Genomic DNA, 13,636 nt, shown 5'->3' with positions numbered 1-13,636 from the left:
GCGTGACAGATGGGCTGATTCTGGTTATCAACGCCGGGTCGTCGTCGATAAAATGCGCCGTCTTTGATGCGCATCTCTGCGAGGTGTTGCGCATCGAGGCAATTGGTGTGGGCCAGACGGGCCGGGTAACAACCAGTCGCGGTGGCAATCTGGCGCGCAATCTGCCCGATCACGGCGCTGCCCTTGCCGCCATATTTGACGCGCTGCGCGATGAGGGCATCACCGCAGATCAGCTTGCAGCAGCGGCGCACCGGGTCGTGCATGGCGGGCCTGATCTGACCAGCGCGGTATGTGTCACCTCGGCGGTACGGGAAAAAATCGCGGCCTGTCTGCCGCTAGCCCCGTTGCACAACCCGCATAACCTGGCTGCAATTGACGCAATCGCCGACGCGATGCCTGACTTGCCGCAGTTTGCCAGTTTTGACACCGGCTTTCACAGCACCAACCCCGACGTCGCGCGCCGTTACGCCCTGCCGTCCACGCCGGATACCACCAACCTGCAGCGTTTTGGTTTTCATGGCATCAGCTACGAAAGCCTGGTGCAGAATTTTGAGAAAACGACGGGTGCACCGCTGCCGCGCCGCCTGTTGGCGATGCATCTGGGCAATGGTGCGTCGCTTTGTGCGATCAAGGATGGTCGATCTGTCGCCACCACGATGGGTTTTTCGCCGCTTGGCGGGCTGACCATGGGCACCCGCGTGGGCGAGATCGACGCAGGCGCGGTGCTGTATCTGGTACAGCGTGTCGGGGTGCAGGCGGTGCACGACATGATGCATCACGACAGTGGGCTTCTGGGCCTGTCGGGTATCACTGCGGACATGCGTCAGCTACTTCAGACCGATACCAAGAACGCGCGCTTTGCCCGCGATCATTTCTGTTATTGGATCACGCGTCAGGCGGGGTCCATGATGGCAGCGATGGGCGGGTTGGACGGTATAGCCTTCACCGGAGGCATCGGCGAAAACGACGTGGCCGTGAGGGAAAAAGTTCTTGCAAACTTGAGCTGGGCAGGAAATGTTCCCGGCTGGATCATCCCCGCCGCCGAAGAGATACACATCGCCCAAGACGCCTTGGCCTTGCTGAAAGAATCGCACACACCATGACGCAATCACAGCCCAAGATTGATCTGTCGCCCAAGGTGTCCGACGAGGTGCGCAAGACCACCTGTTACATGTGCGCCTGCCGCTGTGGCATCAACGTGCACATGAAAGAGGGGCTCGATGGTAAAAAGCGGGTCGCATATATCGAAGGCAACCGCGACCATCCGGTCAATCAAGGCGTGCTTTGTGCCAAGGGGTCGGCCGGCATCATGCAGCACAATGGCCCCGCCCGCCTGCGTGCCCCTCTGAAACGGGTGGGGCCGCGCGGATCGGGCAAGTTTGAAGAAATCAGCTGGGATGAGGCGCTGCAAATCGCGACTGACTGGCTGGCCCCGATCCGCCGCGACAACCCCGAAAAGCTGGCGTTCTTCACCGGGCGCGATCAGTCGCAGTCTTTCACCAGCTATTGGGCGCAGGCATTCGGCACGCCGAACTATGCAGCGCACGGCGGCTTTTGCTCCGTTAACATGGCGGCGGCGGGTATCTACACGATGGGCGGGGCGTTCTGGGAGTTTGGTCAGCCTGACTGGGACCACACCAAGCTATTCATGCTATTCGGCGTGGCCGAAGATCATGACAGCAACCCAATCAAGATCGGGCTGGGCAAGATTAAAGCACGCGGCGCTCGGGTGATCGGGGTGAACCCCATCCGCACAGGCTATAATGCCATCGCAGATGACTGGGTGGGGATCACGCCGGGGACCGATGGGCTGTTTATCCTGTCGATGATCCATTGCCTGATGAAGGCTGGGCGCATGGACCTGCATTATCTGGCGCAATACACAGACGCGCCGGTGCTGGTGAACGGCGACGACAAGTCCCCCGAATTTGGCCTGCTGTTGCGTGATGACGAGGGCAAGGAGCTGGTGATCGACCGGGCGACCGGCAAATTGGCGGCCTATGACACACCGGGGGTCAAGCCTGACCTCGCAGCCAGCCACCGCGCGGCGGGCGTAACCCACCGCCCTGTCTTTCATCATATGGCTGAGCAATATCTGTCAGAGGATTACGCCCCTGAAGCTGTGGCCGACCGGTGCGGCATCCCGGCACCTCGCATCCGCGCGATCGCAGCCGAATTGGCCCGCGTCGCTTTTGATGAAGCATTTGAACTCGACCACGAATGGACAGACTTCCGGGGCGAGCACCACAAGACGATGACGGGCCGCCCGGTGTCCTTTCACGCCATGCGGGGCATTTCGGCCCATGCCAATGGGTTCCAGACCTGCCGCGCGCTGCACGTGCTGCAGATCATTCTTGGCACCGTCGAAGTGCCTGGCGGTTTCCGCTTTAAACCACCCTATCCCAAACCGGCCAAGGCGCACCCAAAGCCCCATTGCGGCACTCAGCCGGGGCATGCGCTCAACGGACCGCACCTTGGCTTTGTGCAGGGGCCAGACGATCTGGCGTTAAAGCCGGATGGAACTCCCGCGCGCATCGACAAGGCGTTTACCTGGGAAAACCCGATGTCGGCTCATGGGCTGATGCATATGGTGATCTCGAACGCACATGCGGGCGATCCCTACAAGATTGACACGCTGTTCATGTACATGGCCAACATGTCGTGGAATTCATCCATGAACACCGGTGGCGTGATGCAAATGCTAACGGACACGGATGAAAGCGGCGACTACGTGATCCCGCGCATCATCTATTCCGATGCCTATTCCTCTGAAATGGTCGCCTACGCCGATTTGATCCTACCCGATACCACCTACCTAGAGCGGCACGATTGCATTTCCCTGCTCGACCGTCCGATCTGCGAAGCCGACGCCGCCGCCGACGCAATCCGCTGGCCCGTGGTCGAACCCGACCGCGACGTGCGCGGCTTTCAGTCGGCGCTTTGCGATCTGGGGGCAAAGCTGGGTCTGCCGGGATTTGTGAATGACGACGGCACCCAGAAATATGCCGACTATGCGGATTACATCACCAACCATCAGCGCCGCCCCGGTATCGGGCCATTGGCCGGGTTCCGTGGCAAGGACGGCAAGGATGTCGGGCGCGGCGAGGCAAATCCCGACCAGATCGACCGCTACATCGAAAATGGCGGCTTTTTTGTCGAGCACATCCCGCAGGGGGCCAATTACTACAAACCGTGGAATCTGGCGTATCAAACCTGGGCGGTGAAAATGGGCATCTTCGATAGCCCGCAACCCTATCTGTTTTCACTCTACGTCGAACCGCTGCGGCGCTTTCAGCTGGCTGCCGAAGGTCACGGCAACCGACAGCCGCCGGACCATTTGCGCCAACGCATCAAGGATACCATGACGCCGCTGCCGATCTGGTACGACACTGACCAACAGGGCAATGACGGCTACACCATCCACGCCCTGACCCAGCGCCCTATGGCAATGTATCATTCCTGGGGCGGCCAAAACGCCTGGTTGCGGCAATTGCACGGGCACAACCCGCTATACCTGCCCACGCGCCTCATGCGGGATAACGATTTAAGCGATGGTGACTGGGCAAGGGTGTCCTCGCCGCACGGCGAGATTACCGTGCCCGTGATGGAAATGGCCGCGCTTAACGACAATACTGTCTGGACCTGGAATGCCATTGGCAAACGCAAAGGCACCTGGGCGCTCGACAAGGACGCGCCGGAGGCAACCAAGGGCTTCCTGCTCAACCACCTGATCCACGAATTGCTGCCACCCAAAGGCGACGGGCTGCGTTGGGCCAACTCCGACCCGATCACCGGACAGGCGGCCTGGTTTGACCTCAAGGTGAAAATCGAAAAGACAGACCCCGTTCATACCGCGCGCCCCGATTATCCAGCGATCGCCTCCCCAGTCGACCAAGGTCCGAAATTTCTGGCGTGGAAGGTGGGCAAATGATTCTCCTCTTTTTGGTTGGAAATATTCCCGGGGGTCTGGGGGCTGGCCCCCAGTCCGACATTCCCAAGGCGCGCAGCAAATGACGTCCCTTCCCGCCAGCACTGACAAGAAACTCGGCCTTGTGATCGACCTCGACACCTGTGTCGGGTGCCATGCCTGCGTCATCTCCTGCAAAGGTTGGAACACCGAAAACTACGGCGCGCCGCTGTCTGACCAAGACGCCTATGGCGCTGATCCGTCCGGCACCTTCCTGAACCGCGTACACAGCTACGAAGTGCAGCCGGAGGCGGGCAGTGCCCAGTTGGTCCATTTCCCCAAATCCTGCCTCCACTGCGACGACGCGCCCTGTGTTACCGTCTGCCCCACGGGCGCCAGCTACAAGCGTGTCGAAGACGGTATCGTTCTGGTCAACGAAAGCGACTGCATCGGCTGTGGCCTCTGTGCCTGGGCCTGCCCTTACGGTGCGCGCGAGATGGATCAGGCGGCGGGCGTGATGAAGAAATGCACCCTCTGCGTGGATCGGATTTACAACGAAAACCTGCCCGAGGTGGACCGCGAGCCCGCCTGTGTACGCACCTGCCCCGCAGGCGCGCGGCATTTTGGCGATCTGGGCGACCCCGACAGCGATGTTAGCCGATTGGTCTTGGCGCGCGGCGGTGTCGACCTGATGCCAGAGCAGGGCACCAAACCCGTCAACAAATACCTGCCACCCCGCCCGAAGGACCAGTTGCAGGGGCCGCAAGGCGACGAGATTGACGTCCTGGCGCCGTTCCTTGCCCCCGTTACCGAGGGGCCTAAGGGCTTTCTGGGCTGGCTCGACAAAGCGCTGGAGAAACTCTGATGCAACCGGCCCCATCCGTTATCTTTTTCAGCACATTTTCCGGCCTTGGGTTTGGCCTGCTTGCATGGCTGGGCTGCGGTCTGCCAGCAGTCACAGGCTGGGTCGCCTTTGTCTTTTTCGCCATTGCCTATCTGCTGGCGGTTGGTGGGCTGATCGCATCGACGTTTCACCTTGGCCATCCCGAACGTGCGCTCAAGGCGTTCACGCAATGGCGGACAAGCTGGCTGAGCCGTGAAGGCTGCTGCGCCGTGGCGGCCCTGTTGGTGATGGCGGCTTATGGTGCCGGGCTGGTGTTCTGGGACGCACGCTGGTGGCCTTTAGGGGTGATCGGCGCGCTGTTGTCTCTGGCGACGGTGTTCACCACGGCAATGATCTATACCCAGTTGCGCACCGTGCCGCGCTGGCACAGCCCGCTGACGCCGGTGAATTTCCTGTCGCTCTCGATTGCAGGTGGGGCGCTGTTGGCCGGGCAGGTAACATGGGCGATGGGTCTCATCGTCGTCGCGGGTGTCGTGCAAATTGCCACGTGGCTGCGCGGTGACGGCGCGTTTGCCGCTTCGGGCACGGATATGGCCAGCGCCACGCAACTGGGCGGTATTGGCGCCGTACGCGCGTTTGAACCGCCCCACACAGGTACCAATTACCTGCTGCGCGAATTTGCGTTCGTGGTCGGCCGCAAACATGCGCTGAAGCTGCGGGTCATTTCGCTGGTCTTGATGGCGGCGCTGCCGGTGCTGTTGCTGGCGCTGCCGTCCTTCCACCACCTCGCGGCGCTGGTTGCCGTGTTAAGCCATGTGGCAGGTGTACTGGTGGCGCGTTGGTTGTTCTTTGCCGAGGCGGAACATGTCGTCGGGCTGTATTACGGCAAACGGTGATGCGGCGCGCCTGAACGCGCCGCATAGACGAATGCGATTAGTTCATCAGACCTGCGTGGCGCAGGCCATGGTTGACCAATTCTTTGGTTGCATCGCTGAGACCTGTCAGCGGCAGGCGCACTTCGTCTGAACACAGGTCCAGCTGGGCCATGGCGTATTTCACGCCCACCAGCCCCGGTTCCGTAAAGATGGCACGGTGCAGCGGCATCAGGCGGTCCTGCATCTCCAGCGCCTTGGCGTAGTCACCAGCCAAGCAAGCGGCCTGCATCTGCGAGAGCAGGGCGGGAGCCACATTTGCTGTCACGGAAATGCAGCCGACGCCGCCTTGGGCGTTGAACCCATGCGCAGTGGCGTCTTCGCCGGACAACTGCATGAAATCCTTGCCGCAGCTTTGACGCTGATAACAAACACGCGCCAGATCGCCGGTGGCATCCTTGACGCCGATGATACGCGGCAGTTTGGCTAATTCACCCATAGTGTCGGGCATCATGTCCACAACCGACCGACCGGGGATGTTGTAGATGATGATCGGCAATTCGCAACAGTCGTGCACGGCGGTAAAATGCGCGATCAGCCCGCGTTGGGTGGGCTTGTTGTAATAGGGCGTCACGACCAGCAATGCGTCGGCGCCAACCTTTTCGGCGTGGCGCGCCAGACGGATGCTTTCGACGGTGTTGTTAGAGCCAGCACCGGCAATCACCGGAACGCGGCCTGCGGCGGCCTTGACCACCTCTTCGACAACGGTTTCATGTTCACGGTGGCTCAGCGTCGGCGACTCGCCCGTGGTGCCAACAGGAACCAGCCCGTTTGACCCTTCACCGATGTGCCATTCTACAAGTTTCTTCAGTGTTTCCAGATCCAGCTCGCCGTTCCGAAACGGCGTGACGAGGGCAGGCAGTGAGCCTTTGAACATGTGCACGCTCCTTTGTTGTGCTGGCCGACGGACGCCGGTCTGGATGAAGGCTTGTTCTGGCATCGTGATTTGATAAACGCGGGCCAAGCCATATGTTGCATGGCTCTAGCCTCTGACACGTGGGAAATGCAAGTGATGACGCGTCTGGTCGCAATCTTGATTACGATTTTTGCCCTCTGTGTGCCTGCCGAGGCGCAGCGCCCGCGCCCCTTGGGATGGGCGATGGATGCCATGCGCGCAGGCAATTGGGAAACTGCCGCCCTGCTGGCAGAACGGGACGGCCCGGTGGCGGCGGACGTGATCGAATGGCATCGGCTGCGCGCAGGCAATGGCACATATGCCGCCGCGCGCGACTTTCTTGTGCGGCGGCCCGACTGGCCCGGCGAGGAATATCTGCGCAAGCAGGTTGAGGATGATGTGATCAAGCAGTCTGACGCCGATATGCTGGCGTTCTTTGCACAAATGCCCCCGCAGACCCCGCGTGGCGTGCTGGCCCATGCCCAAGCGCTGACGCGCGCCGGGCAGCGTGGCGAGGCCGAGGCGAACCTTGTATTGGCTTGGCGCACTATGCCGATGAACGCCAGCAGCCAGACACTGTTTTTGGACGATCACGCGACGTTGCTGGGCCCGCATCATGTGGCACGTCTGGATGAAATGCTGTGGCAGCGCGAACATGCCGAAGCGCGACAGATGTTTGATCTGGTCAGCAAGGAAGATCAGGCACTGGCCAAGACGCGCCTTGCCCTGCAAAATCTGCAAGGGGATGTGAACGCTTTGATCAAGGCGCTGCCCGCGTCAAAAGCGGGCGATCCGGGGTTGGCGCATGACCGCTTTGAATGGCGCATTCGCAAGGGGCTGTCGGACGATGCGAAGGATTTGTTGCTGGAACGGTCTACGACCGCCAAGGCACTGGGCCAGCCGCCTGCATGGTCCAACCGCCGCCGGGTCATGGCGCGCGACGAAATGCGCAACGGCGATCCCAAGACCGCCTACCGGTTGGCATCGCAGCATTTCCTGCTGGGCGGGTCTGACTTTGCCGATCTGGAATGGCTATCGGGTTACATCGCGTTGCGGTTCCTCAAGGATCCGGCCAAGGCACTGACCCATTTCAAGGCCCATGACAGCGAGGTGGAATCGCCGATCAGCCAGGGTCGCGCCGGTTATTGGCAGGGCCGTGCGCTTGAGGCGCTGGGCGATGCCGACGGGGCGGCCAAAGCCTATGCGATGGGCGCGAAATTCCAAACGTCATTCTATGGGCTGCTGGCAGCAGAACGCGGCGGTTTGCCGTTCGATGCCACACTGGCAGGCGAAACCGAAGCGCAGGACTGGCGTAGCGCACCAATAGCGCGCGCACCCTTGTTCGAGGCTGGTCTGCTTTTGCAAGCCTCGGGCGAAACCTCGGTTGCCGAGCGGTTCTGGACCCATCTGGCTGAACAGCTTGTCCCAGAAGACATCGCGCTGCTGGGGCAGGCGGCGATCGACATGAATCAGCCGCATCTGGCGGTCATGATTGGCAAGCGCGCGGCGCAACGGGGGCTGACTATTGCCGCACCCTACTATCCGCTTCATTCGCTGATCGAGATGGATTTGCCCATGGCGCCGGAAATGACCCTGGCGATCGCCCGGCGCGAAAGCGAATTTGATCCCGTGGTACAAAGCGGCGTTGGGGCGCGGGGGTTGATGCAGATCATGCCCGCCACCGCCAAGGACGTGGCCCGTGATCTGGGCCTGTCAGCGCTGCACACCACGGACCGGCTGACTGCTGATCCCGATTACAACGCCCGTCTGGGTGCCACCTATCTGTCGCAGATGGCGGGCCGTTTCGATGGCAATGTCGTGATGATGTCCGCCGCCTATAACGCGGGGCCCAGCCGCCCGAGCCGTTGGATGAAAACCTATGGCGACCCGCGCAAGGGCGAGATTGATATCGTCGACTGGGTAGAGATGATTCCGTTTCGCGAAACGCAGAATTACGTCATGCGCGTCACTGAAAGCTTGCCCGTCTACCGCGCGCGTCTGGGGCGCGACCCGCTGCCGATCCCGTTCAGCGAGGAATTAACCGGTGCGACCCTGAAGGCGTTCGCGCCAAAAGGTGAATAGCCCCGCCACAACGATCAACATCGCCCCAAAAACCACATTCACGCGCAGGGTCTCACCAAAAATACTCAGCCCGATGGCCGCAGAAAAGATCAGCTGCAAATAGGCGAAGGGCTGTACCGCGCTGGCCTCTGCCACCTCGTAACAGCGGATCAGCAGCCAATGCCCGGTCACGCCGGTGACGCAGAGGATGGCCATGAGCAACCAGTCACGCCCGATCATCGGTTCCCAGAACCACAGGCCAGCACCGGTCATGGCGACCGCCCCGGTCGCCCCAGTCCAGAAGAAACTGGTGGCCGTCTTGTCCTGCCGGGCAACATACCGCGTGAGCAGGCCGTAGACGGCGAACATCGCGGCACCAAGCAGCGGAATTGAAGCGGCAGGGTCAAACACGGTCAGCCCCGGTTGCAGGATGATCAACACCCCGACGAAACCCACCGCAATCGCGGCCCACCGCCGCCAGCCGACGGTTTCACCCAGGATCGGCCCCGACAGGGCCGCGACCAGCAGGGGATAGCAGGTAAAGACCGCATGGCTTTCGACCAGCCCCAACTGCGTAAACGCGAGAACCATCACGCAAATCTGCGCAGCCAGCAAAAGCCCGCGTGTCATTTGAACAAGCGGCTGCGCCGTGGCCGCAACTGCCCGCACGCTACCGGCCTTTCGGTAAGCAATGGCAATGACAAATGCCGCGAAAAACCAATAGCGGATCATCACCACCATGATCACGTTATAATTTTCCGCCAGATGGCGCGACAGTCCGTCCTGCGCGGCAAAGACCATCGTGACCGCGACCATCAACGCAATACCTAGCGGGATGTTGTTGGACTGGCTCACGTAGTCAGCCTTGCCGTGCTCATGTGACGTTTGCGGCCATATCCTGTGCTGCGCGTCACCTCGAACCCAGCCGCGGCCAGCGCGCGGCGCACAAATCCCGCCGCCGTATAGGTCGCAGCGGTGCCACCTGGGGCGGTGTGGCGGGCAACATCGGCCATCAGGGTATCACCCCAAAGCTCGGGGTTCTTGGCGGGCGAAAAGCCGTCCAGAAACCAGGCATCGGCCCGCCCTGTCCAAGCGGGCAGGGTCTCGCGGGCATCGCCAATGATAACTTCGGCGCGCAGGCCGGGCAGGTCCAAGACACCACCGTCGCCCCGCCATGCAGCGGTCAGCGAGTCGCGTTTGCCATCGAATGCGGGAAAGGCTTCGTGGGCCTGCGCCATGTCGAGGGTACGCATCGGAAAGGCTTCAAAGCTGGTGAACTGCAAGATGCCCGTTTGGCCCGAACGCACCCATGCGTCCCAGGCCACCAGCAGGTTCAGCCCGGTGCCGAACCCCAGTTCAGCAATGTGAAATTCTGGCGCAAAACGTGTGGGCAGGCCATTGCCTGCCAAAAAGACATGGGATGTTTCGGCAACACCGTCGTCCAGGCTGAAGTAGGGGTCGTCGAACTGGGTGGATACAGGCACGCGGCCCTCTCTCCAACTAATCTGAGCATTCTGGTCTGGCACGGGTTGTCCTGATAGAGGGGGCAATGTTGCGCAGACACTGGGCAAACTGACAGGGATTGGCAATGGTGGACATAACCATACGAGGGGCGGGCATATTTGGTCTGTCGGTGGCCTGGGCCTGTGCGCTGCGCGGCGCCAGCGTGCAGGTGATCGATCCGAAGGGACCCGCCGCCGGCGCATCGGGGGGAATCGTAGGGGCCCTTGCCCCGCATGTGCCGGAAAACTGGAACCCTAAGAAAGAGTTTCAGCGCGACAGCCTGCTGATGGCGGAGGCCTTTTGGGCAGATGTTGCGGCAGAGGGGGGTGGTGCACCGGGATATGCGCGGACTGGACGGTTGCAACCTATCGCCGATGACGCTGCCTTGGTCCTGGCTCAGGCGCGTAGCCATACCGCCGCAGCGCTGTGGCAAGGGCGCGCCACTTGGGATGTGATCCGCGCCGAAACTGCCGACTGGGAGCCGGTCAGCCCCTCTGGCTGGCTGATCCGTGACAACCTCAGCGCCCATCTGCATCCGCGCCGGGCCTGTGAGGCGCTCGTGGCCGCCTTGGCGCGGCGGGGTGTGTCGGTGCAAGCGGAAGGCATTGATCAGGGTGCTGTGCTATGGGCGACTGGCGTGGCCGGGCTTGAGGCATTGAACGCGGTGCATACCCGCATGGTCGGTGCCGGGATCAAGGGCCAGGCGGCACTGCTGGGCCTCGACATGGCGCGCGCGCCGCAGCTTTTCGCAGGTGGGGTGCATGTTATCCCGCATCTGGATGGCACGGTTGCTGTTGGTGGCACAACGGAACGCGACTATGATAACCCCGACCAGACAGATGGCCAGTTGGACGATGTCATCAACGCCGCCCGCGCCGCCGTCCCCGCATTGGCCGATGCCCCGGTCATCGCGCGGTGGGCCGGGCTGCGCCCTCGCAGCCGCAGCCGTGCGCCGATGTTGGGCGCTTGGCCGGAAAAACCGGGTCACTTCATCGCCAACGGCGGTTTCAAGATCGGCTTTGGTATGGCTCCCAAGGTAGCGCAGGTCATGGCCGATCTGATGTTGGACGGCATCGATAGTATCCCAGAGGGCTTTCGCGTTTCAGATAGTTTTTAGGTTTCAGATAGTTTTTAAACGTCAATCGCGTTGCGCGATGGTGCGAAGGGCCTGCATCAATGCCGTCAGTTCCCTGATATAAATCTCGCCGGTCAGCCGCCCGCCGTCATCAAACTGGTTAGAACTATCCGCCAGATGAATTTCCGGCCCTTGCAGGATCATCGGTCGAAACGACACCATGCAGGCGCGCAGGATCGTCTGCGCCCGCTCACCTCCTGCGCGCCCTGCCGCAGCAGACATAACCGCTACCGGTTTTCCGTGCCACAGAGCGAGGCCACCATCTCGGCTGATCCAGTCCAGCGCGTTTTTCAACACCCCGGAGGGGGCTTTGTTGTATTCTGGTGTGGAGATGATCACCGCGTCGGCACCCTTGATCTGTCGTTGCACATGCCGCACGACGTCAGGGATACCCGACGCTTGTTCATCATCGCCGTCATAGAGCGGGAACCGAATATCTGCCTGAGAGAAATCACAGGGGCCAAAAAGGCGGGCGGCCTCTAGTAGTAATTTGCGGTTGGTCGATTGGGCGCGCAAGGCACCGCAGATGCCCAGCAGTTTCAGATTGGCCATAAACGTGGCATTCCTCGATGACGTTATCTCAGAGTATAATGTCGTTCGCCAAGGCCAAAAAGCAAGAAACCCCGGCGCGAAGGCCGGGGTTTGCTCAGTTCGATCAGAACGTGCGCGATCAAGCGTTTGGCAGGATCACGATTTCCACGCGGCGGTTTTGCGCTTTGCCCGCAGCACTCAGGTTGCTTGCGATAGGCTGGCTTTCGCCACGGCCATAGGTCTGCACCCGCTGCGATGGCACACCGTTCGAAATCAGGATGTTGCCGACCGCACGGGCACGGCCCTCGGACAGTTGCTGGTTATAAGCCGCTTCGCCATCGCTGTCGGTGTGGCCGACGACCTGCAGGGTCGAATTCTTGTAGATGTTCACATTGTTGGCCAGCGCCGCCAGATCACCACGCAGGGCCGGGGCGACGGTGGTGCTGTTGGTGGCAAACAAGATATCCTGCGGCAGGGTCACGATCAGGCGGTCGCCTGTATTGGTGATGACCACGCGGCTGTCCATGGCGCGGCGCAATTCTGCTTCCTGCTGGTCCAGAGAATAGCCAACGCCAGCGCCGATTGCGCCACCGATCAGGGCACCCTTAAGGGCTGCATCTCCGCGGTTGCCGTCACCTTTGGACAGCGCACCCGCGAGGGCTCCGACGCCTGCACCGATCAGTGCGCCGTTTTTGGTTTTCTGGTTGGGATCACCCGGAGCGGCACCCATCTGGCCAGTTTCAGTACATGCACCCAGCGTCATCACGCCGACCAATGCTGCGGCCAAAGTCATTTTCGAAGAAATCATCTGTCTACTGCCTTCATGTTTCGGGCCCCGTTCGGGCAGGGCATCTTACTGCAAACGCAGCATATAGAGGGAAAGTTCCGCAGAACATTGCCTGTTATGCAATATCGGCGACATATCGCCCATAAGGGACGGCAGTGGATCAGGTGTCGGCGCGTGCTGCCTCATAGGCAAGCATAGCGCGTTTAACGGGCAATCCCCAATGATAGCCGCCCAGCTCGCCGGATTTTCGCAACGCGCGGTGACAGGGTATTAGCCAACTGACAGGATTTCGCCCGACTGCCGTGCCAACTGCACGTACTGCGCGGGGGCTACCGATACGCTCGGCGATGTCGGAATAGCTGGTGACTTGGCCCGATGGAATGGCCAGCAGCGCCTCCCACACCTTGATCTGAAACGGCGCACCGATCAGGTAAAGCGGGGCCTTTTCGCCCGCATCGGCCTGCGCCCCAAATGCGGTTAACACCCAGGGCCGCAGGCGGTCCGCGTCCTCGATAAATTTTGCAAGTGGCCAACGCCCTTGCAGATCGGCCATCGCCGCAGCCTCGCCCGTTTCCGCGGCAAGCGCGAGGCCGCAAAGCCCCCTGTCTGTGCCCATGACCAGCGCGGGCCCAAACGGGCTTTCGAAGCGCCCCCAATAAATCACCAAGCCTGCCCCCTTGCGGGCAAAGTCGCCGGGGCTCATTGCCTCCCACCGCAGGAACATGTCGTGCAAGCGGCCAGTCCCTGAAAGACCCAGTTCATTGGAAGCCGCCAGCGTGGTGACGCTGTCGCGCAGCATTTGTTTGGCCTGCCCGAGCATCAGATATTGCTGATAGCGCTTTGGCGATACCCCCACCCAACGCGAGAACAGCCGCTGAAAATGCGCCGCCGACATGCCCATCTGGGCGGCAAGTTGATCTAATTGCATCGGATCGTCGGCGGCGTCGATCAACGAAATCGCGCGGCGCATCACTTGGTAGTGGTAGCCATCATCGGCTTCGGGGGTGGGCAGTGGGGATATCTGTGTCATGTGATCAATCT

General features: G+C 61.3%; 12 protein-coding genes. 6 read left to right on the top strand and 6 right to left on the bottom strand.

Going from position 1 to position 13,636, the window contains the following annotated elements; genetic code table 11:
- Positions 1-2 precede the first annotated feature (2 nt).
- The 4 genes from AC1965_RS17115 to AC1965_RS17100 all read left to right on the top strand — a co-directional run bounded on the left by AC1965_RS17115 (position 3) and on the right by AC1965_RS17100 (position 5,647).
- Positions 3-1,103, top strand: coding sequence for an acetate/propionate family kinase (locus AC1965_RS17115; RefSeq protein ID WP_483885032.1), 1,101 nt, complete (start codon positions 3-5; stop codon positions 1,101-1,103).
- Entirely contained in the window at positions 1,100-3,931 is a 2,832-nt protein-coding gene (locus tag AC1965_RS17110) for a molybdopterin oxidoreductase family protein (protein WP_483885031.1), read from the top strand. Before AC1965_RS17115 ends, AC1965_RS17110 begins: the two co-directional genes overlap by 4 nt.
- Before the next feature lie 79 nt (positions 3,932-4,010).
- On the top strand, positions 4,011-4,772 hold the full coding sequence (locus AC1965_RS17105; protein WP_483885030.1) for a 4Fe-4S dicluster domain-containing protein: 762 nt from the start codon (positions 4,011-4,013) through the stop codon (positions 4,770-4,772).
- Positions 4,772-5,647 (top strand): dimethyl sulfoxide reductase anchor subunit family protein, encoded by an 876-nt coding sequence (locus AC1965_RS17100; RefSeq protein ID WP_483885029.1) that lies wholly within the window; start codon positions 4,772-4,774, stop codon positions 5,645-5,647. Before AC1965_RS17105 ends, AC1965_RS17100 begins: the two co-directional genes overlap by 1 nt.
- Before the next feature lie 37 nt (positions 5,648-5,684).
- On the opposite strand, the gene dapA is transcribed toward AC1965_RS17100, so the two are convergent.
- On the bottom strand, positions 5,685-6,560 hold the full coding sequence (dapA, locus tag AC1965_RS17095) for a 4-hydroxy-tetrahydrodipicolinate synthase (RefSeq protein WP_483885028.1): 876 nt from the start codon (positions 6,558-6,560) through the stop codon (positions 5,685-5,687).
- Between the two features lie 126 nt (positions 6,561-6,686).
- Between dapA and AC1965_RS17090 the strand changes: the two genes are divergently transcribed.
- Complete coding sequence (locus tag AC1965_RS17090) at positions 6,687-8,660, top strand: lytic transglycosylase domain-containing protein (protein ID WP_483887076.1); 1,974 nt, start codon at positions 6,687-6,689, stop codon at positions 8,658-8,660.
- Here the strand turns inward: AC1965_RS17090 and AC1965_RS17085 are convergent.
- On the bottom strand, positions 8,616-9,455 hold the full coding sequence (locus AC1965_RS17085) for a DMT family transporter (protein ID WP_483887075.1): 840 nt from the start codon (positions 9,453-9,455) through the stop codon (positions 8,616-8,618). The genes AC1965_RS17090 and AC1965_RS17085 overlap by 45 nt on opposite strands.
- A gap of 35 nt (positions 9,456-9,490) precedes the next feature.
- Positions 9,491-10,165: a tRNA (5-methylaminomethyl-2-thiouridine)(34)-methyltransferase MnmC2 gene (mnmC2, locus tag AC1965_RS17080; protein WP_483885027.1), complete on the bottom strand. Its 675-nt coding sequence runs from the start codon at positions 10,163-10,165 to the stop codon at positions 9,491-9,493.
- Between the two features lie 62 nt (positions 10,166-10,227).
- On the opposite strand from mnmC2, the gene AC1965_RS17075 reads away from it, so the two are divergent.
- Positions 10,228-11,259 carry an NAD(P)/FAD-dependent oxidoreductase gene (locus AC1965_RS17075; protein ID WP_483885026.1) on the top strand — a complete coding sequence of 344 codons (1,032 nt, stop codon included), beginning with the start codon at positions 10,228-10,230 and terminating at the stop codon, positions 11,257-11,259.
- A 21-nt stretch (positions 11,260-11,280) separates the two neighbouring features.
- Here the strand turns inward: AC1965_RS17075 and AC1965_RS17070 are convergent, their stop codons facing one another.
- The 3 genes from AC1965_RS17070 to AC1965_RS17060 all read right to left on the bottom strand — a co-directional run bounded on the left by AC1965_RS17070 (position 11,281) and on the right by AC1965_RS17060 (position 13,625).
- On the bottom strand, positions 11,281-11,829 hold the full coding sequence (locus tag AC1965_RS17070) for an NADPH-dependent FMN reductase (protein WP_483885025.1): 549 nt from the start codon (positions 11,827-11,829) through the stop codon (positions 11,281-11,283).
- A gap of 118 nt (positions 11,830-11,947) precedes the next feature.
- The gene (locus AC1965_RS17065; protein WP_483885024.1) at positions 11,948-12,616 is read right to left on the bottom strand and encodes a YiaD family glycine zipper/OmpA-like lipoprotein; all 669 of its coding nucleotides are present in this window, start codon (positions 12,614-12,616) and stop codon (positions 11,948-11,950) included.
- A 139-nt stretch (positions 12,617-12,755) separates the two neighbouring features.
- Positions 12,756-13,625, bottom strand: coding sequence for a methylated-DNA--[protein]-cysteine S-methyltransferase (locus AC1965_RS17060; RefSeq protein ID WP_483885023.1), 870 nt, complete (start codon positions 13,623-13,625; stop codon positions 12,756-12,758).
- Positions 13,626-13,636: the final 11 nt, after the last annotated feature.

This window comes from Sulfitobacter sp. KMM 9851 (assembly GCF_057178245.1).
The sequence above is the reverse complement of the archived record's forward strand: the minus strand, read 5'-3'. Positions and strand labels throughout refer to the sequence as shown.